This is a genomic window from Aegicerativicinus sediminis (assembly GCF_015476115.1).
GTDB classification, from domain to species: Bacteria; Bacteroidota; Bacteroidia; order Flavobacteriales; family Flavobacteriaceae; genus Aegicerativicinus; species Aegicerativicinus sediminis.
Genome location: NZ_CP064295.1, coordinates 95,827 through 122,312, shown reverse-complemented (window position 1 = coordinate 122,312; position 26,486 = coordinate 95,827). Strand labels below are relative to the sequence as shown.

Sequence of the window (26,486 nt, the reverse complement as noted above, 5' to 3'; positions counted from 1 at the left end):
TGTTATAAATTTATTCATTCCATAAGTCTAATGGGTAACTCAATGTAAATTTTTTAGCTCTAAAGTTTAGTTTTAAATGATTCAATTTGACGATTTTAATAAAGTAGATATACGTGTCGGTACTATTTTAGAAGTAAGCGACTTTCCCAAGGCACATAATCCAGCATACCAAATTTTGATTGATTTTGGGCCCCTAGGAAGGCGAAAGTCATCTGCACAAATAACGGCTCTTTATAAAAAAGAAAACCTTATTGGCAAACAAATTTTAGCTGTCATAAATTTTCCAGAAAAGCAAATTGCTAACTTTAAAAGTCAATGTCTCATTTTAGGAGCTACTAGTTCTGAAAAGGTTATTTTATTAAAACCTGAGAATCCAGTTCCAAATGGTTCAAAAATTTCCTGATTTTACATTTCGTCATTAAAGAAAACCGCGTTCATCAATAATTTGTTTGTGCCGTACCAAAATGCCCTAAAATTTGTGTTGTCGGTGAATAGAATTACTTTACCCCTTCGTAATCTATTTACTTTAAATGGCACTGTTCCAGCTAAACTATCTAAATTGGGTTTAGAAATATATCCACTTAATAGAGGAGTTTTTGTATACTGAATTGGATTATTAAAACTATTATCATCAGCTTCCATAAAAATAGTTGTATCCCTGAATAGGGCAATCTTATCGTCGTTATAACCAAAATTAATGGGATGTGTCAAATCTTGTTTTGCCTCGAAGATCGCACCTCCTATACCTTGTGCTCCATAAAAGTCATCTCTTAGAGCAAAATTTACATTTTTGGCCTTTAAATCATTCTTCTTGAATTTTACTTTTACAAATTCATTTCGGGTTAAGACATTTATCGCTTGTTTGTAGGCAATTAAAGTCCCACCATTTTCAACCCAGGATTTTAGGTTTTTAAGTGCACCGTCCTCTATGTTGTACGACGTAGGCATAATGATAACATTATATCTGTCTAAGTTCATGCGCCCGATATCTTTTGTGTCTAATTTTGATAACGGTATCCTGTAGCGTTGATCAAATAAATGCCAAATTTCGCCAGCGTCATATGAGGAAATACCATCACCAACCAAAATTCCAACCTTAGGCTTTTCAACAGTAGCAATTAATCGACTTCCTAGATCAACACCTTGGGTCAGTCCCGTTGAAATTGGGTCTATGTGGATAAAAGAATTTTTGGCAACTTCGGTTAAGACCGTATACACTTCATCTGAAGTTATATTTTGATTTTGTGCAGGAATGAAAATAGTTCCATAGCCATAATCTTTCCCATCAACCTTAAATTCACCTAAACTAACTTTTGCCCTTAAATCTTTCGCTAAGATCGCGTACAAGGCTCTAGGTGCATAGTAATCGTGCCAAGACATGACATAGCCATAAGAACTTTTTCCTCGAACAGATCCCTGTGGTCGCTTAAGTTCCGCAATCTTTTCACCCGCATAACTTGCCATAGAAATATCACTACTGAAATCGAGATCGAAGGCATAAGGGAATGTCCAGGCTGAGATATCGTAGAACAAACTATCCTTAAATGTTGTTCTTATATCAAACATTGCATCTATGATGGTTGCATTTTTTTGATCAAAAGGAACTACATAACTGTAGCCATTTTTATATTGTTTTCCGTTGATGTTTACATCCTGTTTTAATTGATATATTTCTATGTTCTGACGCTTCATAATTTCAGCCAATTGAAAAGATTTTGAGGCATCTTTTGGATCCCCAAAGACAATAGCCTTTCCTTTTTTGCCACTGTGTGATTTTCTAGAATTGTCAAAAAACTCCTTTTGATACTGCAATAATTCCTCGCGCATGTTGAAGGCAGCTTCAAGGGTTGATAGAGCTGCAGTAAACTGGTTTCTTATGGTGAATGGAAAAGTTAAAACGCCGTTAGAAGATTCTTGTAAATGACCACGCGAACTCGCTTGCTCAAATAAAATACCTATAGATCCATTTATGTCTGGGAATGTTGAACCTTTTCCATAATAAAAGTCATCATAATCCTCCTCTGTATAATAAAGGGAGCCTATTTGGTCAAATGCCTTGGCATGGAATGTTCCAATTTTTGCTGTAAGTTCTTGGTTTTTACTTGGTGTAAGTGGGTGGGTTCTTTCTGGAATCCCTGGTTGAAAAAAGAAGGAAGAATTGGTGCCCATTTCGTGATGGTCGGTTAAAATATTGGGCAACCATTTATGGAATGTTTTAATCCTTGCCTGTGATTCTGGAAGTTGGATAGGAAGCCAGTCCCTATTTAAATCGAACCAATAGTGATTTGTTCTACCCCTTGGCCAAACTTCATCATATTCTCTATCATTGGGATCGGGGTTAAGCACATTAGATTTATTTGAATTTGCCCAGAACGAAAACCTCTGCAAGCCATCTGGATTGAAACTTGGATCAAAAAGTATTACGGCATTATTCAAAATATCCTTTACATGCTGACTTTCCGCTGCGGCTAAATGGTAAGCCGCTAATAAGGCAGCATTAGCACCGCTAGGTTCATTGCCATGAATTGAAAATCCTTGATATACGACTATTGGCATGTTGGATGTGGCATTATTTTCTCCCTCCGTATTTGCAATATGGGCAGTTCTTATTGACTCTAGATTTTTGTGATTATCGGGAGAGGTGATTGTTAAGAGCAAAATTGGTCGACCTTCAAAAGTAGCCCCTCTATTTTCAATTGTAATTCTATCAGATGCTTCGGCCAAGGTGTACATATACTGCACTAGTTTATCATGGGTAACATGCCATTCACCTACTTCATGTCCTATAATTGATTCTGGTGTTGGAATGGCAGAATTATAAGTTATCCCATTTGGCAGGTAGTATTCTAGGCTGGTATTGTAAAGAGATTTATCAAATTGTCCGAAATTTTGAAAAGTAATAACTAGTAGTAAAGCGGATAGAATTTGTTTCATTTTTGCTAAGGATTTTTGTAAAAATAAAAAACCGCCATAGTAAATCTATAGCGGTTGTTATTGAATTTTTTTATAACGGATTAAATATCGTCGAAACTGATATCCGTAAAGCTCCCGGTTGACCTATCAGTAGATGCTTCAGAATAATCGTCGTCCTCTTTTTTGAAATCTTTTTGATGACGCTCACTAATTACCTCTTGGCCTTTTTCATCGATAATGTAGTCTGTCATTTCATCTAAATTCTGCTTAAACTCTTCGAAATCCTCTTTGTAAAGGTAGATCTTGTGTTTTTTGTAGTGGAATGAACCGTCGTCGTTCGTGAATTTTTTGCTTTCTGTAATTGTAAGATAATAATCTCCTGCCTTGGTAGCTCGTACATCAAAAAAATAAGTTCTTCTACCTGCTCTAAGTACTTTCGAGTAAATTTCTTCTTTATCCATCATGCCGTTATCGCTCATCTAAAATTCGTTAGGTTTATTTGGTTTGCGTCCCAAAAATCTAAAAAAAAAGATTAGTAACCAACATTTTCTCATAATTCTTTTTCTGTCAGTTGTTTCATATAAAGGTCTTTGTAATAACCCTCTTGCGCAACAAGATTTTGGTGATTTCCAGCTTGGATTATTTCCCCATCTTTTAATACAATTACCTTATCTGCATTTTTAGCAGAAGAGATTCTATGACTTACAATTATTGTTGTTGTATTCTTTGCCAGCTTCATTAAATTCTTAAGAATTTTTTCCTCCGTTTCAGTATCTACAGCCGAAAGACAATCATCGAACAGTAGTATTTCTGGTTGCTTTATAATAGCTCTAGCAATAGAAACCCGTTGTTTTTGACCACCTGATAATGTAATCCCTCTTTCTCCTAAAATGGTATCATACCCCTTAGAAAACTTCACAATATTTTTATGGACATTGGCATTTTTTGCGGCTTCAATGATTTCTTCATCGGTTGCATCAGCTTTGCCGAATTTAATATTGTTTTTTATAGTGTCGGAAAATAAGAAAGCATCCTGTGGGACATATCCGATACTTTTTCTTAAATCGTCTAAATTTATTTGGTCGATTGCCCTATCATCAATTGTAATATTGCCAGAACTAACATCGTATAAGCGACCAATTAAATCTAGGATGGTTGATTTACCAGATCCGGTTTTGCCCAAAATTGCAATGGTTTCTCCAGGTTTTAATTCAAAACTTACATGTTTTAATGCTTGTATATTGGTGTCTGGGTAGGTAAAGGAAACATCATTGAATTGAATATGCCCTTCAATGGTTGTATGCTGTTCAACCTTGTTTTTTATCTCAGGCTCCTCCTTTAAAAATTCATTGATTCGTTTTTGGCTCGCCTCAGCACGTTGAATAACTGAGGTGACCCAGCCTACTGTGGCCACTGGCCAGGTAAGCATATTTACATAGATAATAAACTTGGCAATAACTCCAAGACTTTCAATTTGACCATCCATATATTGTCTTCCACCAATATAAATTACCAGGATGTTGCTCAATCCAATTAATAGTATCATTAAGGGAAAGAAAAGAGCTTGAACTTTTGCTAAATCAATATTTTTACCTCTGTGCTCGGTTGAAAGTATTTCAAAGTCCACATTTACCTTCTCCTCAATGCCGTAAGATTTAATGACGGCAATACCGCTAAAAGACTCTTGGGTAAAAGAGGAAAGTTTTGATAACCACTGTTGTACAATAGTACTTTTCTTATGTATTTGTTTACTTAATATATATATAAACACCGACAGAATTGGGAGCGGAATTATGGTATAGAGTGTGAGAGTAGGTGCTGCCTTAAACATGAGGAAAAGAACAATTACGAATAATGTAATTGTATTGATACTATACATTATTGCAGGTCCCGCATATTCCCTTACCTTACCGACATCCTCACTAATTCTGTTCATTAAATCCCCCGTACGATTGCTTTTGTAGAAATTTAGGGATAAACGTTGGTATTGTTGATAAACTTCATTTTTTAAGTCGAATTCAATATAACGGCTCACGTTAATAATGGTCTGACGCATTAAAAAAGTAAACATACCACCTACAATAGCAGCCCCAATAATATATAGAATATTAATAAGCAGTTCAGTTCTAACATAAGATACATCCGTAACAATATTGTTACGATAGTCATCAATTATATCAACTGAATTACCAATAAGTTCAGGTGTGAATAATAGAAATATCCTAGCTATTATTGTAATAATTACACCTGCTAAAAGTTTATATCGATACTTATAAAAATACTTGTTGAGATGCTGAAGTTCTTTCATTTAAGATTTGAAAAAGAGGGGCTTAGATATTAAATAGTATTTAACATATTATGTTTGCGAACACTCACTATTTGCATTAATTTTGCACGCTGTTTTTAATAAGCGAAACAGCTTAACATTTTATGATGATTTCTGACGATCTCCGAATTAATGATCTTAAAAAAGTTGACCCAGTTTTTGGACAACTTTCCTTCGATGACCACGAGCAGGTTATTTTCTGCCACGACAAAGATACTGGTTTAAAGGCAATAATTGGTATTCATAACACCGTTTTGGGGCCAGCCCTTGGGGGAACTAGAATGTGGCCCTATCAGAATGAATGGGAAGCCCTTAATGACGTATTAAGACTTTCAAGAGGTATGACATTGAAATCTGCCATAACGGGTTTAAATCTGGGTGGTGGAAAGGCAGTTATTATAGGAGATTCATCAACACAAAAAACTCCCGAATTGATGCGAAAATTTGGGGAGTTTGTACATTCTCTTAATGGAAAATACATTACCGCTGAGGACGTTGGAATGACAACCGAAGATATGGATATCGTAAGGGAAGTTACTCCATATGTTACTGGTATTTCCGAGAATAAAGGTGGTGCTGGTAACCCATCTCCGATTACTGCGTTTGGTGTGTTTATGGGAATGAAGGCAGCGGCAAAGTTCAAATTCGGTACTGATGTGCTTGAAGATAGAAAGATATTTGTTCAAGGTGTAGGCAGTGTTGGTGGTGCTTTAATTGAATACCTTTTAGATGAAGGTGCAAAGGTTACTATTACTGACATTAATAAAGAATGCCTGGAAAAAATTGCGAAGAGATATCATGTTGACATTTTTGATGGTGATTTCTTCGATGAGCAAATGGATATTTATGCTCCTTGTGCTTTAGGCGCAACAATTAATGACGATACTGTATATCGATTAAAAACCCAAATAATTGCAGGGGCAGCTAACAACCAGCTGGCCGATGAAAATGTTCATGGTAGGATATTAAAGGAAAGAGGAATTCTATATGCCCCAGATTTTTTGATTAATGCAGGCGGTATTATAAATGTATATGCCGAATTGGAAAATTACGGTAAGCAAGAGATTATGCGTAAAACGGAAAATATTTTCAATACTACCTTGGAAATATTTGAACGATCAAAAAGAGAAGATATTACAACTAATCAAGCTGCTGTTCAAATTGCCAATGAACGTATAGAAACGCGTAAATTGGAAAACTCCAAACGTTAATTCAGTCAAACATTTTATTTTTGTAAAAAGGAGGGAAAACTAATTCCCCTATTTTATTGACCTAAGTTCTTTCAACATGCTAAACCGTAGACACATCCGAATTAAAGTTATGCAAACAATTTATGCATTTGGAGCTGACGAGAATGAGGACCTAAAAAAATATGAGGCCTTTTTGAATCAGAGTTTTAATGGAATGTTCGATTTGCATGTAAGTATCCTTGCGCTTTTGGTTGAGGTTCAAAAAAGAGCTGAATCTCAAATAGAGCGAACAAAAAATCAAATCCTAAATAATAACAAAGGGATACCCTCGGCAGTTAAATTGGCCAATAACCAATTGTTGTTGCTTTTGAGAAATGATGCGGAGTTTACAGAATTGGTAGAAAAACGTAAACTGAACTTTTGGTATCTGGATTTCGAGTATGTAGAAATTCTATTTAAAAGCATTTTAAACAGTAAACTATATGCTTCCTATTTGGGAGAAATAGAGGAATCTTTTAAGATTGATCGTAATTTTGTCGCGGACATTTTTTCGGAAATAATTGCTCCAAATGAGAAGCTTTACGATTATTTTGAAGATAAAAAGTTAACTTGGTTAGATGATCTTCCATTAATTAATACAAGCCTATTGCGACTTATTCAAAAGGCCAAGCCCCATTCCAATATTCATCATTTTCTGCCAGAGTTATTTAGGGACGAAGATGACCGTGAGTTTGGTATGGCTCTTTTAAAGAAGACTGTTTTGAATAGTTCAAAATTGAATAATGAGGTTACAAACTATACCACTAACTGGGATTCAGAAAGGATTGCCCAGATGGATATGGTCCTGCTTCAAATGGCAATTTGTGAGTTTCAAAATTTTAATTCTATTCCGTTTAAAGTAACAATAAACGAGTATATCGAAATCGCTAAGGAATATTCAACACCGAAGAGTAGTATTTTCATCAACGGTATCTTGGATAGGATTGTAAAAGACTATAAGGAGAGTTTAAAATACGTTAAAGTCGGTCGCGGGCTGCTATAAAAATCTCTCCAGAATCCCCCAAGCATAGAACAGATAAGGGCTAAAAAGTTTTTATTAGCTGAAAATATTATTACTTTTACCATCTCAAATTGTAAAATTTTAAAATTTAAAACCATAACCATGAAAAAAGTTATCCTAGGATTAAGTGCCCTATGTATGGTTGCTTTTACAGCATGTAAAGACGATGCTACAAGTAAGATAAAGGAAGAAAATGTGGCTGAAGCTGCTGAAAGAGATGCAACCGCAGGTGAATTCCCAGAAATTAGTTTCGCTGAAACTGAACACGATTTTGGTACCATTATTAATGGAACTCCAGTAGAAACAAAATTTTCTTATACAAATACCGGAGAATCTCCTTTAGTTGTAAGTGATATTAAAAGTACATGTGGATGTACAGTTCCTTCAGATTGGAAAAAAGAGCCTTTAGCTCCCGGAGAAACAGCCGAATTTACAGTTAAATTTAACGGTAGGGGAACTCCAGGTAACCAAGTGTCAAAGGTTATTACTTTAACTACCAATACAGAATCTGGAAAAGAGCAAGTAAAAATCAAGGCTTTCATCGAAGCAGATCCAAACGCTCCAAAAACTGATTCATAATAAACACTAAATTAAATTAGACTAGACTTTAGAAGATGGGAAACTTAATGGATTTTCTGCCATTTATCGCCATGTTTGCGGTTGTGTATTTCTTTATGATTGCACCACAAATGAAACGCGCTAAACAGGAAAAAAAATTTGCAAGCGAATTAAAAAGAGGTGATAAAGTGATAACAAAAAGTGGCATGCACGGCAAAGTTGTTGACTTAAGTGATAAAGACGACAGTTGTGTTATTGAAACGCTCGCGGGTAAAATTAAATTTGAGCGCTCTGCCATTTCAATGGAAATGAGTAGGAAATTAAACGCCACTCCAAAAGCCTAGTCACAATAATAAGAACATACTAAAAAGCCTTCCATTTTGGAAGGCTTTTTTTTAGCAGTTTTTGTATTTATCATTTAAGCCGATACCTTCTTCGATCAAAGGAATTATTTTATCAATCCTTGTTTGTTTAGTGGCTTCTCTTTTTGCCGATTCTATAAATTCGGCATATTCCCTTTGTTTATAAGGGGCTAAATTAAAAAAAGAGGTTTTTAAAATGGCATTGTTGTTCAACACTTCAGAAAGCTCTTTTGGCAGTTCAACCTTTTTGCTCTTTTTAACTGGAATTAATTCTTTGCCATCTTTTTGGTTTTGAATGGCTTCTCTTAAATAATTTCGAAGCACAACTTTGTCTATATCCTTTTCAGTTACATAACGTAATTGGCGAAGTGCTTTAGTTTTTCCTTCTTGTGCATTAAACAGTACATTCTTAGGATCGCTTAAAAAAACTCCATTAAAAAACCATACTCCAAAATGATTTTTGAAGGCTCCAAGCCCTACAACATTTTTTCCGTTTAAGGTATATACTGGTGCGCCCCATTTAATACATTCTTCCAATTCTGTTTCTAGGATAGTTTCTCTCAAGAGTTGCAATTCAGAATGGTATTGTTTATGTTTCTCTAAGTATTCTTCTACGGAAGTAATTCCGGCCATAGTATGGAAATTTATACCATAAAGATAGAATTTATACAATCTACCAGACGTGTAATTTTAAATGAAAGCCAAAATCATAATGGATGGTTCCATTTAATTACTATTTGTTCAAACTAATAGATCTATTACTCGATATGGTTTACTCCCACATTCCTATTGGAATACTAAAAATTGTAATTAAAGACTAAGTTAATATTCCACATATTAACTTTATTGATAATGAAATTATGGTTATCAGGGAAATCACCGTTAGCCAATTTATAGGTGAATAGAAATTCTGGTCTAAATCCTTTTAATTTTTCAAACTCAAAGAAAAGGTCTGCATTGAAGTGCGTATAACTAGGAAAGGCATATTTATTAAGAGCAGGATCGCTTGCAGAATCTTTCCAGTGTTGACCAACACTCCAAATAGAATTTATTCTTGTTTTGAGTGAAGGTATGTCGGTTCGTGTATTATAATATGCGACTAAGGCGTGGTTGCCTGCCGTACCCTCACTTCGCTCTCGCTTTTGAAAACTGAAAAGAAATTCCCTTCCCCATTCCCTTGGGAACAAGAATCTCCCAAACGTTGTAATACGGTCATAAGCCAAAGAAACGGATGAATAATCTTTTATCTTGTAAGAAAATTTACCGCCTATAACATCAGAATTATCATCGAGAAAATAACTTAATGAATCAATTGAGTTCCCACCATTATTTATTTTATTTTGATGCAGCCACTCTGCCTCAAACAACCATTTATCGCTTAATTTATACTTAGGATTTATATAAAAGCTATTGAACACATTTTCAACAAAAAAGTCCCAAATATCTACTGAAAATCTTTCATTAATAGGTATAAGTCCATTTGCTACCAATATAAAGTTAGAAGTCACCTTTTCTCGATATAAAGAGGGTTGCCCCGCTAAATCGCGCCCAACAGGATAAAGACCAATACTTTCTCCGATATTGAAAAATTTGGAGGTAGATCGTGGTGCAATTCTATCTATGTAGCCTAGTTGGAAAATGGCACCTTTTTTTGAATTGTGGCGATACCAAATACCTTGTACCAAAGTAGGAATCATTCTGCCATCTTCTGGGTTTAAAAAAGGTGTCTTTAGTTTCATGCGACCAATTTTTAGATCATTGCGCCCAAATTTGTAACCCGCATAGAGTTCTCCAATCAAAGCTATCCAATCCTCCTCCAAGTTTTCCAAATCAAATAAACCCTCTTCGTAGCGACTGGTTTTGCCGGTGGTTAGATCGGGTTCCGTAAGATCTTGGATATTAGTATTAATAGAAGTATATAGGGCTCCCCCTAGGTAGAACCCTTTGGAAAATTTGTATTCGTATTTCACATAACCTCCGGTTGCCAAAGCGTTAAAATCTTTGAGATGTCCGTCATTAATAGTGTTCATGTAGAAGGTTCTCCATTGTCCACTTAAATCGCCAGTAGATTCTTTCTTTTCAGCATTTTGCGGCCAAAGGGAAAGGTTTATAAATAGTAAGACGAAGGTAATTTGGTGCTTAAACATTATTTGCTTTTTGTAATTCCGAATTCCTTTTTATAGAATTCTATGATAGGTATAAAGGGCCCAAATTTATGCTGTTCAGCAGGAAATTCATCTGTCCAGGGTCCATAGGGAGTGGATACGGGCTTTAATTTTTTATCAGGGAAATCTTCGGTAAGAGAGGCTTTTTCAGGTCTTTCAAAACTGTTAATATAACCTGCCACATTATAAGCCTCTTCATCTGTTAATTTTGGGTTATCCCAAGTAGCTTGCAAAAAAGGCATATTAGATTTAATAAATTCTGCAGCTGTAATTACCCTGTGCATTCCTGCGCCGTTATTGTATGAATCAGATCCCCATAGTGGAGGATAAGTGTAACCAACACCATTTGGTTTTGGAATACCTTGTCCACCTTCTCCATGACATACCATGCATTCTCTTGTGTATACATCCTTGCCTTTTCCCAGATCCACCGCTACATTAGGCAGAACGATTTTTGGATAGCCACTATATTCTTTTATTCTTTCCTCAGGGAGTCCTTCTCCTAACCATTCCATATAGCTTACAATAGCCATCATGTTTGGGTCGTTTACATCCAGTATTTTTCCATTCATGCTTCTTTCCATGCACCCATTTATTCTGTCTTCAATTGTTCCAATTTTGTTTTCTCTACCACGGAATTGTGGATAGCGATCTGTGACACCAACCCAAGACCCCGAACCTGCTTGAGCCCCAGCTTGAAGGTGGCAGTTTGAACAAGAAAGATTATTGCCAGCAAAACGGCGCTGAGGGTCTTCTGTTGAGGGGCCTAACCAACTCGAAGTTTCGGTTACAATTTGATAGCCTTTTTTAACAATCGCATCCATAGCACCTGCATCAAATTGTTCTTCTGGAATCTTAACTACCCAGATACTCGATTTGGGTTGAACAAATTGTAACATTTCAGGGTTGTAACTATAGTATACAATGAAAATGGAAATGAAAATTACACCCGCCATTAGCAGCGAGAATATAATTTTTAAAGACCTAAAAAGTTTTTCAAAATCGTTCATAGTAATCCCTATAACCTCGGGGAAGGTATTGTGGCAAATTTAATCGTTCGTTAATTCAAACAGTGTAATAATTGTTACATAGACCAAAAAGAAAACAAATGTACATGCTGAATTTCTCAGATTTAAAGACGTCAAAGGTCCAGATATACCATCTAATTTATTGAATTACCCATGAAATTATATGTTTAAATTTTTAATAAAAAGTGGATTTAAATATCTCAATTAAATATTCTTCTTATGCTATTGAAAATGTTTTCAATTCATTGTTTAAAATGATTCTAAATAACTTGTTTAAAATGATAGGTGAGTTTATATTTGCAGCTTTAATTTCAAAATAAGCCAATTTTTTAGCCTTGAATATCCATGAAGAAAAACTACACATTTAGAAAATTAATTAATGACATTCATTTATGGTTGGGAATTGGCAGTGGGATAGTGTTATTCTTGGTCTGTTTGAGTGGTACTATTTTAACTTTTGAAAAAGAAATTAAATCAGCGTTTACTGAAAATTTGGAGTTAGAGGGCAATTCTGAATCAATATTGTCCGCTGAGCAGTTGGTTGAGAAACTTTCTGGGAAGGGCACAATTGATGGTTTTACCATACCATCCAATTCAACATCGCCATATGAATTTAGAGTAAAAATGTCCCCTGAAGATAGAAGGGGAACTGCAGTTTATGTAAATCAATTTACTGGTAAAACTTTACAACATGAAACTAATGATAGTATAAATGAATTTTTTATGACTATGTTCAGGTTGCACCGCTGGCTACTTTTAGATACTTCCGTAGGTCGACCGATCGTTGGTATAGCAACAATCATCTTTTTCTTTTTGTCAATTTCTGGTATCATTTTATGGTTTCCAAAAAAGATGTTATGGAAGCAGTTTAAACCTGGTTTCAAAATTAAATTTTCAGCAAGCTGGAAACGTATCAACCACGATTTACACAATACATTGGGATTTTATGCCTGTATCTTTTTAATTGTTATGACACTCACGGGCCTTAATTGGTCATTTGGGTGGTACAAAGAAGGTGCAAGTGCTGTACTAGGAACTCCTGTTTTTAACCGTAGTCAACCTGAAATTACTGTTCCAGAAAGCAATGCTTCTGAATTAAGTCTTTCTGAAATTTTGAATATAGCTAATGAGGAGTTTAATTATAGCGGTGACTTGAGTATAGGTCTACCTTCAGATCGCAATGATTATTTTAATATACGTAAAAAAAATGCAAGTTCTTGGACTCCAACTGTTAGCAATAGCCTAATCCTTTCTAAGCAAGGTGATATTTTACTGAAAGATATATTTAATGAAAAGCCTTTAAACGTTCAAATTGCATCCTTGATTAAACCACTTCATACAGGTGAGATATTTGGAGGAATTTCGAAAATAATTTATTTCTTGGCTTGTCTTATTGCTACTAGTTTACCAATTACCGGAACAATAATTTGGATTAACAAACTCAAGAAAAAACGAGCAAAGAAACGCACTAAGCAAATTAAGAAAGTAATTAAATTGTACAGCTAATAAATTATTGTTATCTAATCTTATCGCTGTAATTTTTTTATAAATCTTTGGTAGCGGCCAACTCTGCAATTTTACAGATAACTTCGGTTGCTTTAACCATACTTTCAACCGGAACATATTCAAAACGACCGTGGAAATTATGTCCCCCTGCAAAAATGTTAGGGCATGGAAGTCCCATATAAGATAGTTGAGAGCCATCTGTACCACCCCGAATTGGTTTTATATTGGGTTCAATACCTACAGCTTTCATTGCTTCCTCAGCCAAATCTACAATATGCATTACAGGCTCAATTTTTTCACGCATGTTTAAATACTGGTTCTTTATTTCAACCGTGATAACTTCTTTTTCATATTCTGAATTGATATCAAATGCAATTTGCTCTATCATTGATTTTCGTGCCTCAAATTGATCCATATCATGGTCGCGAATAATATACTGTAATCTGGTTTCCTCAACATCTCCATTTACTTTATGTAAATGAAAAAATCCTTGGTAATGCTCAGTATGTTCTGGGGTTTCAAGTCGTGGCAATGCATCAATAAATTTGTTTGCTATGTAAATGGAGTTAACCATTTTATCTTTAGCATAACCAGGATGTACCGACTTTCCCTTAATGGTTACCACCGCGCTAGCAGCATTAAAATTTTCAAATTCTAGCTCCCCAATTTCACTGCCGTCCATCGTATAAGCCCAATCTGCACCAAATTTGGTCACATCGAAATGGTGTGCACCCCTTCCTATTTCCTCATCCGGGGTAAAACCCACCTTAATAGTACCATGTTTTATCTCTGGGTGGTTAATTAAATATTCCATTGCACAAACAATTTCGGTAATCCCGGCTTTATCGTCTGCCCCCAAAAGAGTAGTCCCATCTGTGGTAATAAGTGTTTGGCCTTTATATTGTAGCAAATCTTCGAAATAATCAGGTGAAAGTATAATGTTTTGCTCCTCATTTAAAACAATATCACTTCCATCATAATTCTCTTGAAATTGTGGATTGACATTTTTACCAGTAAAATCCGGACTCGTATCAAAATGCGAAATAAACCCAATTGTTGGTATGTCCTTATCAATATTAGAAGGAAGAGTTGCCATTATATAAGCTTTATCATCGATTTGAACTTCGCTAAGTCCAATTGCCTTTAAATCTTCTACCAGCTTTTTGGCAATATCCCACTGGCGTTCAGTACTTGGAGTAGTTTCAGAATTTGGATCAGATTCTGAATGGATTTTCACGTAGCTAATGAATCTTTCGGTTAATTTTTTCGCATCAATCATCTCTTCAAAAGGCTTAAATTTTAGAGTATAAAAATACTACAATTTAGACGGTTTGTCTTGCTGTTTTACTTAAATGAATGGTATTTTTGCAATACAATTTTCGGCTATGTACAAACAAATCATCCGCCCCCTTCTTTTTAATTTCGATCCTGAATCTGTTCATCATTTCACCTTTAAAACTCTTAAAATCTTAAATCACTTGCCGTTTGTTTCTTCCATCATTAAACATAGTTTTAAGGTAGAAGATCCAAGATTGGAAAAGGAGGTTTTTGGTTTAAGATTTAAAAATCCTATAGGGTTGGCAGCTGGTTTTGACAAGGATGGCAAATTGTATGAAGAATTAAATGATTTGGGTTTTGGATTTATAGAAATAGGTACCTTAACTCCGTTACCTCAGCCTGGAAATCCTAAAAAACGATTATTCCGATTGAAAAAAGATAAGGCCATAATTAATAGGATGGGCTTTAATAATGAAGGTGTTGAAAAGGCTGTGGAAAGACTAAAACATAATAAGAATGTTTTGATAGGTGGCAATATTGGCAAAAATAAGGCAACTCCGAACGAAAATGCTGTTGATGATTATATTAAATGTTTCGATGCATTATTTCCTTGGGTGGATTATTTTGTGGTGAATGTTAGTTCACCTAATACCCCTAATTTAAGAGAGTTACAGGACAAAAAACCCTTAATGCAACTACTTGAAACTTTACAAGATAGAAACCTAAAAATGGCAAAGGAGGTTAAGGCCAAACCAATTCTTTTAAAAATAGCACCAGATTTAACCGATTCCCAATTATTGGATATAATAGACATTGTTGAAACCACCGGTATTTCCGGAATTATTGCCACTAATACAACCATAAGTAGGGAAGGTTTAACTGATTCTAACAAATCTGAAACCGGTGGAATGAGTGGTGCTCCACTAACCAAAAGAGCCAATGAGGTTGTTAAATTTTTGGTTGCAAAAAGAAAAAGTTACTTTCCCATTATTGGTGTAGGTGGTATACACACGGTAGAGGATGCAATTGAGCGATTAGAGTCCGGAGCAGATTTAATTCAGCTGTATACTGGTTTTATATACGAAGGTCCTGCATTAATTAAAAATATTAACAAGGAACTTTTAAAAAGAAAAGCTGGTTAAATAGTCTTTTCCATGATATAGTCATCCATAATAAATCCGTTACCTATATCTATTTCAACCTTTTTCTCTTTTCTAAAACCTCGTGTTTCATACCATTTTATTGAATGATAATTATCTTTATTGACTGTTAACCAAATTGCTTTCAAAGAATGATCCTTGCCATAATTAATGGCAAATTCCAGCAATTCTGATCCTAGATTTTTTCCTCTGAAACCCTTATCAATATAGATTTTGCTAATCATCAATTTTTTTTCTTCAGTATTTGAAATTATTGCCAAATAACCACAAGGGGTTTCGGAGAAATAAATTAGAAAGTATTTAAAGCCATTGTCTAACTGATCCTTAATTGCTTCTTCACTTTGGAATTTTTCAACCATATAATTCACTTGGGCTTTTCCAATGATAGGGACATAATGTTGGTTCCAAATTTTATGAGCTAATTTGGCAGTAATCTCTATATCATGATTAGAAGTGACAGCTTTTATCAAAACTTGAAAATTTTAGCGGTTTCAATTTCAAATTATTTTTTGAATAAACAATGCATGCAAAATAATTTTCAAGCTGGAGATGAAGTTTCCTATTTTTGAGGTTGTGAGTGAAATAAAAATAATAGAATGTCCGAGAGATGCCATGCAGGGCATCAAAACATTTATCCCTACTGAAAAGAAGGTAGCATACATTCAGTCGTTATTGCGTGTAGGATTTGATACAATTGATTTTGGGAGCTTTGTATCACCTAAGGCAATTCCTCAAATGGCAGACTCTGCAGAGGTTCTTTCCAGTTTAGATTTATCTAAAACTAACAGTAAGTTGCTGGCAATAGTTGCCAACTATAGAGGTGCTGAAGATGCTTGCCAGTTTTCTGAGATTGATTATTTGGGTTACCCGTTTTCTATTTCGGAAAATTTCCAAATGAGAAACACTCATAAAACAATTGCACAGTCCGTCGATACCCTACAGCAAATTTTGAATTTGGCAAATTCAAAAAATAAGGAAGTAGTGGTATATATTTCAATGGGTTTTGGGAATCCTTATGGCGATCCTTGGGATGTTGAAATTGTTGCTGATTGGACAGAAAAATTAGACCATATGGGGGTAAAAATTATTTCCCTAAGCGACACCATTGGTAGTTCCGATGGGGAAACCATTAGTTATCTTTTTGAAAATTTAATTCCGAGGTATCCACATATTGAATTTGGTGCACATCTACATACTACTCCCTCAACCTGGTTTGAAAAAATCGATGCTGCCTACAAATCTGGATGCAGGCGATTCGATGGCGCAATACAAGGTTTCGGCGGTTGTCCTATGGCAAAGGATGAGCTTACGGGTAATATGCCAACAGAAAAATTACTATCATATTTTACTTCCCAAAAGTGTAATCCTCTAAATGCAATGGCTTTTGAAAGCGCTTACAATGAGGCTTTAAAGGTTTTCAACAACTTTTAGCTATCACTACTTAAAGATTTTTATATTAAAATCTGAACTCTACACCTCCATATATCCCAAACGGATGGCCTGGTCTTAATCCTGCGGGTACGCGAGATACTGCATAGGTTTCGTCCAAGACATTAATGATATTAGTTGTAAAACTCAGGTAGTTTTTAAAATGGTATTTACCAGCAAAATCAATTATAAAATTAGACTTAACCAATTCATCATCTGGTATAGATCCAGAGCCTGCTTTTGTTCTGAATTTACCATTATAACGACCGCTAAGATTTAATTGAAATTTTTTATGCTCTAATCCAATCATAGCGTTGAATTGATTTTTCGATATATACGGTAATTCATCTCCTTCGTTAACGTCTCCCCATAATTCATCACTGCTTCCAAAACTGCTTTGAAATTCAGAATTTGTATAGGTATAACCAAATGTAATAGGTAAACTGAATTTAGAATTTTGGGGCATTAAATTGTAATTTAAAAGTAGTTCCAAACCATTAACTATTACTTCTCCAGCATTAAATTGATCTAATGATCCTGTGCCTCCTGTTGCAGCCAAATCACTGCCTAAAAGATTACTGTAATCATTATAGAAACCGACCAATTCTCCTCTTAATTTACCGTAAGTAAATCTTGAACCTAATTCATAATTAACGCTTTCTTCGGCTTTTTCTCCTGGTTGGTTACTTGGAGGCGAAAATCCTTTATGAATCCCACCAAAGATTGAAACCAAATCGGTAATAGCATAATTAAAACCGAGTCCAGGAATAAAAACATCCACGGTATTTTCACGTTCAGAAATATCTAATCCTGTTCTGTTGGGATCGCTACTTCCAAAATCGGTCCGGTTTAATTTGATGTTCTCATATCTAATCCCTGGAGTTAGGGTTAAATTATTTATTTTTAATTTATACATGGCATATGTTGCAAATGCATTAGCACTACTAATTCGATTGCCTTGTGCTCCTTTTTCACCATCAGAAGTTTTAGTCATAATGGCATCTAATATGCTATATCCATCCTCCCATTGGTATCTATCTTCTTGGTCGTAATGGAAACGAACCCCTATTTCTAAATCATGAAAAGTATTGTCTCCATACCAATGGTAATCAAATTTAGATTGAACACCTTTAGAAATGTACCTTCGGTTATTTGCTTTTACCAATAAGGCATCTTCATCGGTATTGAGGTCTCCTCTCACGATTGACAAGTGATTCGAGAAATCGCTTGGATTTGAAACCACGCTAGAAATACCTTGCTTATTTCCGTCAAAAATTATGTCATCTAGTTTGTACCAATTCCTTTTAAACTCATTGTAATAACCATTAGTAGTAATCCTAAGATTTTTATTGAAATTCAATGCATGGGTAAGCATAAACTGTATATGGTCTGCATTCATTTGATCTTTTTGGGAACCGGCATACCTATTGAATGGAGATTCACTGAAATCAGATTCCGTTAGTCCAAGATAGGTTTCATTGGAAACTTCGTCCGAGTATTGGAATTTAGCTTCCAATGCTTGGTAAATTTTAGCCTCTGGGTTTGAATTTATTCTGAATTTCCCAACTACTTCATTAATATCAAAGCCAGTGTTTTTATCATTTAAAAGATTTTTGAATCCGTCGGAATTATAATTTAGGTATTCAACCATATAACCGAAATTAGTTTTACTGTCACCAATTTTAGCATGTAATCTAGCTGTATTGAATGATCCTAAACTTGCATTTACACCTCCATTGAAACTATTCGGAATTTGGGTGGAAATCATATTGATTGCTCCACCAGTTGTGAATGGCCCATATTGAACTTGGCTGCTACCTTTTAAAATTTCTACCGCCTCCATCCTTGCCACTGAAGGAAAATAATATGCAGAAGAGGCACTATAAGGTGCAGGGGAAATTAATACTCCATCTTCCATTAGTGAAATTTTTGCACTTCTTTCGGGAGAAGTTCCTCTTAAACTAATATTGGGACGTAACCCGAACCCATCCTCTTCATAAAGATTGACACCTGGAACCGTTTTTAAAACTCTGTTTATGTCGGTATAATTGAATGTCTTTAGTTCTTCAGGAGAAAGATAATAGGCAGAACCTGTTCTGTTTTTGGCAACATACTTATTACCAAAAATGACATTGGAATTGATTATTACTTCGTCAAGTTTTTGAATTGAATCTATTGGGGTATTTTCTTGCTGTTGGGCTAAAATTGTACCGTTGACAGAAATTAGAAGAATTAGAGAGGATAAGTTTAACTTCATTTATTTAGACTTAATAAAAATAATAAATTTTTCTGCCGCAAATTTAAGATTGAATTTCTTTTGAACAAAATTTATTTAGAATAAATAAAAATAAAATTTACAATTGCTTAATGCTGAGTTCCTAAAAATTAATATCCAAAAAAGACGTATATTTGCACGCAATTAATTTTAATTGCATCATGTTCACAGATCACCACAAAATTCTTGGTGAAGGCCTTACTTACGACGACGTTTTACTCGTTCCGGCTTATTCAGAAGTATTACCAAGAGACGTTAGCACAGCTACAAAATTTACCCGCAACATTTTATTAAATGTTCCTATTATTTCAGCCGCTATGGATACAGTGACTGAAAGTGCTATGGCTATTGCAATGGCTCGTGAAGGTGGAATTGGGGTGCTTCACAAAAACATGACTATTTTGCAACAGGCTAGTGAAGTCCGCCGTGTTAAGCGTGCAGAAAGTGGGATGATAATCGATCCCGTTACCTTGCCTATGACGGCAACCGTTAGAGATGCAAAGAAAAGTATGGCTGAGCATCATATTGGCGGTATACCTATTGTAGATGCCGAAGGAACGTTAAAAGGTATTGTTACAAATCGCGATCTTCGTTTTGAACATCATAATGAAAGAGCCATCACCGAAGTAATGACTTCTGAAAATTTGGTAACAGCTGGTGTAGGTACTTCCCTGAAGGATGCTGAGGCAATACTTCAAGAAAATAAAATTGAAAAACTTCTTATAGTTGACGACAATTATAAATTAGCGGGTCTAATAACTTTTAGGGATATTACAAAACTTACCCAGAAACCAATAGCTAATAAAGATTCTTATGGTAGGTTAAGGGTAGCAGCCGCTATCGGTGTAACTGCTGATGCTGAAGAAAGGGCAGAAGCTCTTGTTAATGCTGGGGTTGATGCTATTATTATAGACACTGCTCATGGTCATACAAAAGGAGTGGTTTCTGTATTGAAAAATTTGAAAAAGACCTTTGATTCTACAGATATGGTGGTTGGTAATATAGCAACACCGGATGCCGCCAAATTTTTAGTTGATGCTGGAGCAGATGCAGTAAAAGTAGGTATTGGACCTGGTTCTATTTGTACAACCCGTGTCGTAGCTGGTGTTGGATTTCCACAATTTTCAGCTGTATTAAATGTAGCTTCGGCTATAAAAGGGTCTGGCATACCTGTGATTGCAGATGGAGGTATTCGTTATACCGGAGATATACCAAAAGCTTTGGCTGCTGGTGCAGATAGCGTTATGTTGGGTTCGCTTTTGGCAGGAACAAAAGAATCTCCAGGAGAAACCATAATTTTTGAAGGAAGAAAATTTAAGTCATATCGTGGTATGGGTTCTGTAGAAGCCATGAAACAGGGTAGCAAAGATCGCTATTTCCAAGATGTTGAAGATGATATTAAGAAGTTGGTTCCGGAAGGAATTGTTGGACGAGTGCCTTACAAAGGAGATTTGGTAGAAAGCATTCATCAATTTGTTGGTGGTTTAAGAGCAGGTATGGGCTATTGCGGTGCAAAGGATATTGAAACATTGAAGGAATCAGGCAAATTTGTTAAAATTACTTCTTCAGGTATTATGGAAAGTCATCCACACGATGTCACTATAACAAAGGAAGCACCAAATTATTCAAGATAAAAAAAGGCCCGAATTTCGGGCCTTTTAATTTTTAGTCTTCTAAAAGAGTTTCGTTGAATAATTTAAGAATACGTTTATATTCATCCGTCCAGCTACTTGGTTCTACGAAACCATGATCTTCTACTGGATAGACCGCCAATTCCCAGTTATCTTTTTCTAATTCAATAAGTCTTTGACTTAGTCTTACTACATCCTGAAAATGTACGTTTACATCTACCATGCCATGAGCCATCAACAAGTTTCCTTTTAATCCTTCTGCAAAATATATAGGAGAGGAACGCTTATAGGCAATAGGATCGTTAACTGGTTCATTCAAAATGTTGGAGGTATAACCATGATTGTAATGAGCCCAATCTGTAACCGAGCGTAATCCAGCTCCAGATTTAAAAACGTCTGGTTCTGTAAAAAGCGCCATTAACGTTATAAATCCGCCATAGCTTCCACCATAAATTCCAACCTTTTTAGGGTTAATGTTATAATTATCAATTAGATACCTCACCCCGTCAACTTGATCGGATAGGTCTTTCCCCCCCATATGTCGATAAATTCCGGTTCTCCAATCCCGACCATAACCGGCACTAGCTCTATAATCAATATCTATAACTGTGTAGCCAAGATCTGTCAGTAAATTATGGAACATATATTCTCTGAAATAACTAGACCACCATTTGTGCACATTTTGAAGGTAACCAGCACCATGCACAAATACCACGGCGGCATCATTTTTTTTTGAAGCTTCAGGAACATAAAGTCTGGCAGGAACTTTGGCTCCATCCGTGGCATCGAACCAAACAATTTTTGGATCACGCCAATCATAAGACTTAAAGGCCTCAGATTGACCGTCCGTTAATTGCTGAGGTTTGGCATTACTAGATGTTTTTTGAAGATAAAGTTCCCATGGTTTATTACTATAGCTAAATCTAATGGCCATGTACTTTTCATCAGGTGAAAGGGCAACATCATTATTACCTTCCATAGTTGTAAGTTGGGTTCGTTTGCCACCCATTATAGGCATTTTATAAAAATGGCGTTCGTGTGGACTTACTTCTGAAGAACTGAAATACCAGCTCTTTTCATCGGCGGATAAAAAAGGATCAAACACCTCATAGTTGCCCGGGGTAATGTCTTTTTTGATTCCAGTATCAACATTTAAAATGTAGAGATGGGAATAGCCAGTTGCTTCAGATTGAAAATAGATATGTTTGCTATCTGGTAACCAACCCATTACGCCTGTTGAACCAGACCAGCCAATCCCAGGGCCAGCAATCCAAGCTTCGTCTCTTTGTCTATCTAATGTTTTTAATGTGCCATCCTCTAAATTAATGTTGGCAATCCAGCGGTCCTTGTTGTCTTTGGATCTTACATTTACAACAGCAATTGTTCTTTCAGGCGAAAAGATTGCCTCAGAGTATATTACGTTTCTTGCTTTTTCTTCCCATGTCTTATCTGGGTAATCTTTAACATAATCAGGAAGGTCTTTAATTCCAGGAAGCATTTCACTTTGAACATAGTAAACGGTATCTTTTACAAGGTTATAAATGGCAAGTTTATACTCTGTATTCTCTTCTCCAACCTTACTTCGAGCCCTTAGATCTTTAGTGTAACCTGAAACATCAACATAATTTGGTACTTCTGTACTAGTGCCCCAATCTCGTTTTATAAGATTAAATGTGATGTACCTTTTATCTGATGAAATATTATAATTGGTACCGAATTGATTACCAATATAAAATTTGAAAGGTTCCTTTTCGGCAGTCATTTCTCTATATTTTCTAGAGCTTTCCTGCTTTGCTTCACGTTCTTTTAAAACTTTTAACAGTCCTAAATTTTCATCTTTCACCCATTGATCTTTGTCAGACATTTTCTTCTCTCTCTCTTTGGGTTCATCACCATTAATAATATTTGTCAATTTGGAAAGTCGTCCATTTTTCAAATTGTAAATGAAATAATTTGAGTCATGCGAAAAACCTATTTCCTCGTCATTGATAAATTTTATATTGGCAATTCGTCCTCCCATTTCAATTAGGGGTGTGGAGGTTCTCTTTTTTACATCATATAAATACAAATTGCCATTGTCTACATATGCTTTTGAGGTATGCGATTTATTAAAAACAGCATTTCTATTGATTAGTTTCCTCCTTTCGGAAATAGACACTTTTTGAATTGAACTAAGATCTGAGAGTTCTATTTTGTAAAGAGAATCGCTTGGATTTTTTTCAGGGTTATAATTAAAATAAATAGTTTCACCATGTGTGCCCCAGCTCACATTAGAGGGAAAATATCCCATCCATAAAGGATCTTGCATAATTTTTTCCACGCTGAGGGTGGTTTCTTGGGCAACTGTAATTACAGAATACCCCAGAAAAAATAGTAGTAAAACTAAATTTTTCAGGATGCTGCTTTTCAAAAACATGTATTAGGATTTGTATATTTAGTGTTAGCTGTAAAAATAAACATTCATTATAAAAGATTAAGTACTATAAAGACTCACATTTGAGTTAAAATTTTGAGTAAATGAAGAAAGAGATTTCACTATAAATCTTTCATTGGCTAATCAGCATTTAAATTTTGAGATAGGACTGAATTAAATTTTAAAAAATGGAATTACAAGAAATTGAAAATATTGAACTTAAATATTTATCTATTGATGATTATCAGGAATTGAAAGACGCAATGATTGCGGCATATTCCACCATGCCTGAATCGTATTGGAAGGAAAATCATATTGAAAAATTATTGCACAAATTTCCTATTGGTCAGGTTGTTATTAAAATTAATGGTCAATTGGCAGGTACGGCCCTTTCAATAATTGTGGATGAAGATAGAATAAACCAAGATCATACTTATAGAGAGATAACTGATAACTATACTTTTAATTCCCACAATTCAGATGGGGACTTTTTATATGGAATTGATGTTTTTATAAAACCAGAATTTCGAGGTTTGCGATTGGGTCGTCGACTTTATGACTATCGTAAAGAACTCTGTGAAAATTTGAATCTCAAAGGTATTGTTTGTGGTGGACGGATTCCTAACTATCACAGGTATGCTGATGAATTAAGTGCGAAAGATTATATAGGATTGGTGAGAAGAAAGGAAATTCACGATCCGGTGTTAAACTTTCAGCTATCTAATGATTTTCATCCTACTAAGATTTTACGTAATTATCTAGAGAATGACCAAGCTTCTAACGAATATGCAGTTCTTCTGAGATGGGATAATATTTATTATGAAAAGCCAACTAAAAAGGCTGCTACTAATAAAACGGTTGTTCGTTTAGGGTTAATACAATGGCAAATGCGACCATATAATTCCCTAGATGAATTAATGCAGCAAGCTGAATATTTTGTTGATGCCGTATCTGGTTACCGTTCAGATTTCGCATTGTTTCCAGAATTCTTTAATGCTCCGCTTATGGCGGCATATAATCATTTAAGTGAACCGGAAGCAATTCGTGCCTTGGCTCAACATACCGAAGGTGTGGTTGATCAGTTTTCACAACTTTCAATATCATACAACATCAATATTATTACTGGTAGTATGCCTGAAATAAAGGATGGGAAGTTGTATAATGTTGGATACCTGTGTAAAAGGGATGGTACTGTAGAACGTTATGAAAAACTTCATGTAACACCGGATGAAGCTAAAGTTTGGGGTTTACAAGGAGGTTCTGAACTGAAAGTGTTTGACACCGACTGTGGAAAAATTGGTATTTTAATTTGTTACGATTCTGAATTTCCAGAATTGAGTAGATTGTTGGCAGATGAGGGTATGGACATATTGTTTGTTCCCTTTTTAACTGATACACAAAATGGATATTCGCGGGTAAGAAATTGTTCTCAGGCTAGAGCAATAGAAAATGAATGTTATGTGGCTATTGCCGGAAGTGTTGGTAATCTACCGAATGTACATAATATGGATATACAATTTGCACAATCTATGGTATTTACCCCTTGCGATTTTGCTTTCTCTTCAAATGGAATTAAAGCTGAGGCAACGCCAAATACTGAAATGATATTAATTGCAGATGTAGATTTGGGCCTCTTAAGGGAATTACATCGGTTTGGGAGCGTTAGAAATCTGAGGGACAGAAGAAAAGATTTATTTGAGTTAAAGAAGATTGATAGAAAAGAGGTCAATTAACATTTAAAATTTAGCCTGAACAGATTTCTGAATAAATATTTTTCTATAGTCTCTTTGAAAAATTTTAGTAATTTAATGGTTCTACAAAGATTCTGTTATGCCAGAAATAGTAAAGCCGACGATTACTTATACAGGAATCAATCAGCAAATACCTTACGACGACCCGGATGCGACGATTTTAGAAACATCAATATCTAACCAAATTCCACATTTACACGAGTGTGGAGGGAACGGTCAATGTACTACATGTAGAATACGTGTAATAGATGGCCATTCCAACCTAAGTCAGCGTACCTTTAAAGAAATTGAAACGGCGAGAGCTAGAAAATGGGATCCATCTATTAGGCTAGCTTGCCAAACTTATGCAAAAGGAGATGTAAGTATTGAACGCTTGGTTTGGACCAGTGCAGAAATAAATAAACTTCAATTAGAAACTATTCCAGAGGGTTCGGCAGAGGAGAGGAGAATAGCCATCCTGTTTTGTGATATTCGGAATTTTACAAAAATGGCATTGAACAATAATACGTTCGATGTTGCTCATATTTTAAATCGATTTTATACTGTAATAGGAGATCCCATACTTTACAATAATGGAATTATCTACCAATATGTAGGTGATGAGATAGTAGGCTTATTTGGGGTCTCAGGTGGAATGCGTGAAAAGAATTGTGCGGATGCGATACGTGCGGCATTAGGTATGTATTATGCTATAGAACGTTTAAACAGAATGGAATTAGTCGATTTTGATCTAACCATTCGAACAGGTATAGGTATAAATTTTGGAAAGGCTTACATAGGTAAATTAGGGCATCCAAAACATAAACAACTTGCTGTAGTTGGTGATCCTGTTAACACGGCTAGTAGGATTCAAGATTACAATAAAACTGCCGGAACGAACATACTTATTTCAGATTCTGTTTACCGTGCCTTACCCGATGGTTTCTTGGATATAGGAAAGACTTTCGAGGTTCAATTAAGTGGAAGGGATGAGAACACCAAGCTTTTTGAAGTTAAGGGGTTTTTAGAACAAGATATTCAGTTTCAGTTGCAGAGTTCTTTAGATTATTTGTTAAGAAATGAAGAGGAATTTGCGGCAGAATTTTATGATAGAGTGTTCGAAATATCACCTGAAACTCGAACGTTGTTCAAAAAGAACATGAAAGATCAAGGCCGGTTGCTTACACATATGCTTGGTGCCATTGTCTATTCCCTTAGTCGACCAGAAAATCTTAAATTGGGACTGCGCTTTTTAGGAGAAAGCCATTCTCGCTATGGGGTTACAGAAGCCCATTACCCTGTTGTATTACAAGCTTTAATGGCAACTATTGAAAACAAGTTGGGAGAATTTTCATCCCCTGAATTGTTATCAGCATGGAGAACAGCACTGTCTATGATTACAGATGAGATGAGACAATTTTCAAAATAAGCCCTAACGATTGTACAATTTTTTTACCAATTAA

General features: G+C 35.3%; 21 protein-coding genes. 11 read left to right on the top strand and 10 right to left on the bottom strand.

Annotation, left to right across the window (positions count from 1 at the left end):
• The first annotated feature begins 76 nt into the window (after positions 1 to 76).
• Complete coding sequence (locus tag ISU00_RS00500) at positions 77 to 403, top strand: tRNA-binding protein (RefSeq protein ID WP_228852082.1); 327 nt, start codon at positions 77 to 79, stop codon at positions 401 to 403.
• Positions 404 to 405: 2 nt separating this feature from the next.
• Here the strand turns inward: ISU00_RS00500 and ISU00_RS00495 are convergent, their stop codons facing one another.
• From ISU00_RS00495 to ISU00_RS00485, 3 genes are all read right to left on the bottom strand, one after another.
• Positions 406 to 2,934, bottom strand: coding sequence for a M14 family metallopeptidase (locus ISU00_RS00495; RefSeq protein ID WP_228852081.1), 2,529 nt, complete (start codon positions 2,932 to 2,934; stop codon positions 406 to 408).
• A gap of 80 nt (positions 2,935 to 3,014) precedes the next feature.
• A complete protein-coding gene (locus tag ISU00_RS00490; protein WP_228852080.1) occupies positions 3,015 to 3,392 on the bottom strand; it encodes a PUR family DNA/RNA-binding protein in 378 nt (125 codons plus the stop codon).
• 71 nt (positions 3,393 to 3,463) lie between these two features.
• Complete coding sequence (locus ISU00_RS00485; RefSeq protein ID WP_228852079.1) at positions 3,464 to 5,221, bottom strand: ABC transporter ATP-binding protein; 1,758 nt, start codon at positions 5,219 to 5,221, stop codon at positions 3,464 to 3,466.
• A 125-nt stretch (positions 5,222 to 5,346) separates the two neighbouring features.
• Here ISU00_RS00485 and ISU00_RS00480 point away from each other — a divergent pair, with 125 nt between their 5' ends.
• From ISU00_RS00480 to yajC, 4 genes are all read left to right on the top strand, one after another.
• A complete protein-coding gene (locus tag ISU00_RS00480; RefSeq protein ID WP_228853701.1) occupies positions 5,347 to 6,450 on the top strand; it encodes a Glu/Leu/Phe/Val dehydrogenase dimerization domain-containing protein in 1,104 nt (367 codons plus the stop codon).
• A gap of 109 nt (positions 6,451 to 6,559) precedes the next feature.
• Positions 6,560 to 7,471 carry a transcription antitermination factor NusB gene (gene nusB, locus ISU00_RS00475; protein ID WP_228852078.1) on the top strand — a complete coding sequence of 304 codons (912 nt, stop codon included), beginning with the start codon at positions 6,560 to 6,562 and terminating at the stop codon, positions 7,469 to 7,471.
• 120 nt (positions 7,472 to 7,591) lie between these two features.
• Positions 7,592 to 8,068 carry a DUF1573 domain-containing protein gene (locus ISU00_RS00470; protein WP_228852077.1) on the top strand — a complete coding sequence of 159 codons (477 nt, stop codon included), beginning with the start codon at positions 7,592 to 7,594 and terminating at the stop codon, positions 8,066 to 8,068.
• A gap of 35 nt (positions 8,069 to 8,103) precedes the next feature.
• Positions 8,104 to 8,391 (top strand): preprotein translocase subunit YajC, encoded by a 288-nt coding sequence (gene yajC, locus ISU00_RS00465; protein ID WP_228852076.1) that lies wholly within the window; start codon positions 8,104 to 8,106, stop codon positions 8,389 to 8,391.
• 51 nt (positions 8,392 to 8,442) lie between these two features.
• On the opposite strand, the gene ISU00_RS00460 is transcribed toward yajC, so the two are convergent.
• The 3 genes from ISU00_RS00460 to ISU00_RS00450 all read right to left on the bottom strand — a co-directional run bounded on the left by ISU00_RS00460 (position 8,443) and on the right by ISU00_RS00450 (position 11,584).
• Positions 8,443 to 9,042, bottom strand: a complete 600-nt coding sequence (locus ISU00_RS00460; RefSeq protein ID WP_228852075.1) for a YdeI/OmpD-associated family protein — start codon at positions 9,040 to 9,042, stop codon at positions 8,443 to 8,445.
• 164 nt (positions 9,043 to 9,206) lie between these two features.
• On the bottom strand, positions 9,207 to 10,556 hold the full coding sequence (locus ISU00_RS00455) for an OprD family outer membrane porin (RefSeq protein ID WP_228852074.1): 1,350 nt from the start codon (positions 10,554 to 10,556) through the stop codon (positions 9,207 to 9,209).
• Positions 10,556 to 11,584, bottom strand: a complete 1,029-nt coding sequence (locus ISU00_RS00450; protein WP_228852073.1) for a c-type cytochrome — start codon at positions 11,582 to 11,584, stop codon at positions 10,556 to 10,558. The genes ISU00_RS00455 and ISU00_RS00450 overlap by 1 nt, the downstream gene beginning before the upstream one ends.
• Before the next feature lie 363 nt (positions 11,585 to 11,947).
• On the opposite strand from ISU00_RS00450, the gene ISU00_RS00445 reads away from it, so the two are divergent.
• Positions 11,948 to 13,108 carry a PepSY-associated TM helix domain-containing protein gene (locus tag ISU00_RS00445; protein WP_228852072.1) on the top strand — a complete coding sequence of 387 codons (1,161 nt, stop codon included), beginning with the start codon at positions 11,948 to 11,950 and terminating at the stop codon, positions 13,106 to 13,108.
• A gap of 37 nt (positions 13,109 to 13,145) precedes the next feature.
• Here the strand turns inward: ISU00_RS00445 and pepT are convergent, their stop codons facing one another.
• A complete protein-coding gene (gene pepT / locus ISU00_RS00440; protein ID WP_228852071.1) occupies positions 13,146 to 14,387 on the bottom strand; it encodes a peptidase T in 1,242 nt (413 codons plus the stop codon).
• 106 nt (positions 14,388 to 14,493) lie between these two features.
• On the opposite strand from pepT, the gene ISU00_RS00435 reads away from it, so the two are divergent.
• The gene (locus ISU00_RS00435) at positions 14,494 to 15,528 is read left to right on the top strand and encodes a quinone-dependent dihydroorotate dehydrogenase (RefSeq protein WP_228852070.1); all 1,035 of its coding nucleotides are present in this window, start codon (positions 14,494 to 14,496) and stop codon (positions 15,526 to 15,528) included.
• On the opposite strand, the gene ISU00_RS00430 is transcribed toward ISU00_RS00435, so the two are convergent.
• Positions 15,525 to 16,016: a GNAT family N-acetyltransferase gene (locus ISU00_RS00430; RefSeq protein WP_228852069.1), complete on the bottom strand. Its 492-nt coding sequence runs from the start codon at positions 16,014 to 16,016 to the stop codon at positions 15,525 to 15,527. The genes ISU00_RS00435 and ISU00_RS00430 overlap by 4 nt on opposite strands.
• A 79-nt stretch (positions 16,017 to 16,095) precedes the next feature.
• Here ISU00_RS00430 and ISU00_RS00425 point away from each other — a divergent pair, with 79 nt between their 5' ends.
• Positions 16,096 to 16,977 carry a hydroxymethylglutaryl-CoA lyase gene (locus ISU00_RS00425; protein ID WP_228852068.1) on the top strand — a complete coding sequence of 294 codons (882 nt, stop codon included), beginning with the start codon at positions 16,096 to 16,098 and terminating at the stop codon, positions 16,975 to 16,977.
• Positions 16,978 to 17,002: 25 nt separating this feature from the next.
• Here the strand turns inward: ISU00_RS00425 and ISU00_RS00420 are convergent, their stop codons facing one another.
• Positions 17,003 to 19,231 carry a TonB-dependent receptor family protein gene (locus ISU00_RS00420; protein WP_228852067.1) on the bottom strand — a complete coding sequence of 743 codons (2,229 nt, stop codon included), beginning with the start codon at positions 19,229 to 19,231 and terminating at the stop codon, positions 17,003 to 17,005.
• A 179-nt stretch (positions 19,232 to 19,410) separates the two neighbouring features.
• Here ISU00_RS00420 and guaB point away from each other — a divergent pair, with 179 nt between their 5' ends.
• Entirely contained in the window at positions 19,411 to 20,883 is a 1,473-nt protein-coding gene (gene guaB, locus ISU00_RS00415; protein WP_228852066.1) for an IMP dehydrogenase, read from the top strand.
• A gap of 31 nt (positions 20,884 to 20,914) precedes the next feature.
• Here the strand turns inward: guaB and ISU00_RS00410 are convergent, their stop codons facing one another.
• Positions 20,915 to 23,296 carry a S9 family peptidase gene (locus ISU00_RS00410; protein ID WP_394368525.1) on the bottom strand — a complete coding sequence of 794 codons (2,382 nt, stop codon included), beginning with the start codon at positions 23,294 to 23,296 and terminating at the stop codon, positions 20,915 to 20,917.
• A gap of 185 nt (positions 23,297 to 23,481) precedes the next feature.
• Here ISU00_RS00410 and ISU00_RS00405 point away from each other — a divergent pair, with 185 nt between their 5' ends.
• Both ISU00_RS00405 and ISU00_RS00400 read left to right on the top strand, forming a co-directional pair.
• Positions 23,482 to 25,026, top strand: coding sequence for a carbon-nitrogen hydrolase family protein (locus ISU00_RS00405; protein WP_228852065.1), 1,545 nt, complete (start codon positions 23,482 to 23,484; stop codon positions 25,024 to 25,026).
• A 97-nt stretch (positions 25,027 to 25,123) separates the two neighbouring features.
• Positions 25,124 to 26,452 carry an adenylate/guanylate cyclase domain-containing protein gene (locus ISU00_RS00400; RefSeq protein WP_228852064.1) on the top strand — a complete coding sequence of 443 codons (1,329 nt, stop codon included), beginning with the start codon at positions 25,124 to 25,126 and terminating at the stop codon, positions 26,450 to 26,452.
• Positions 26,453 to 26,486: the final 34 nt, after the last annotated feature.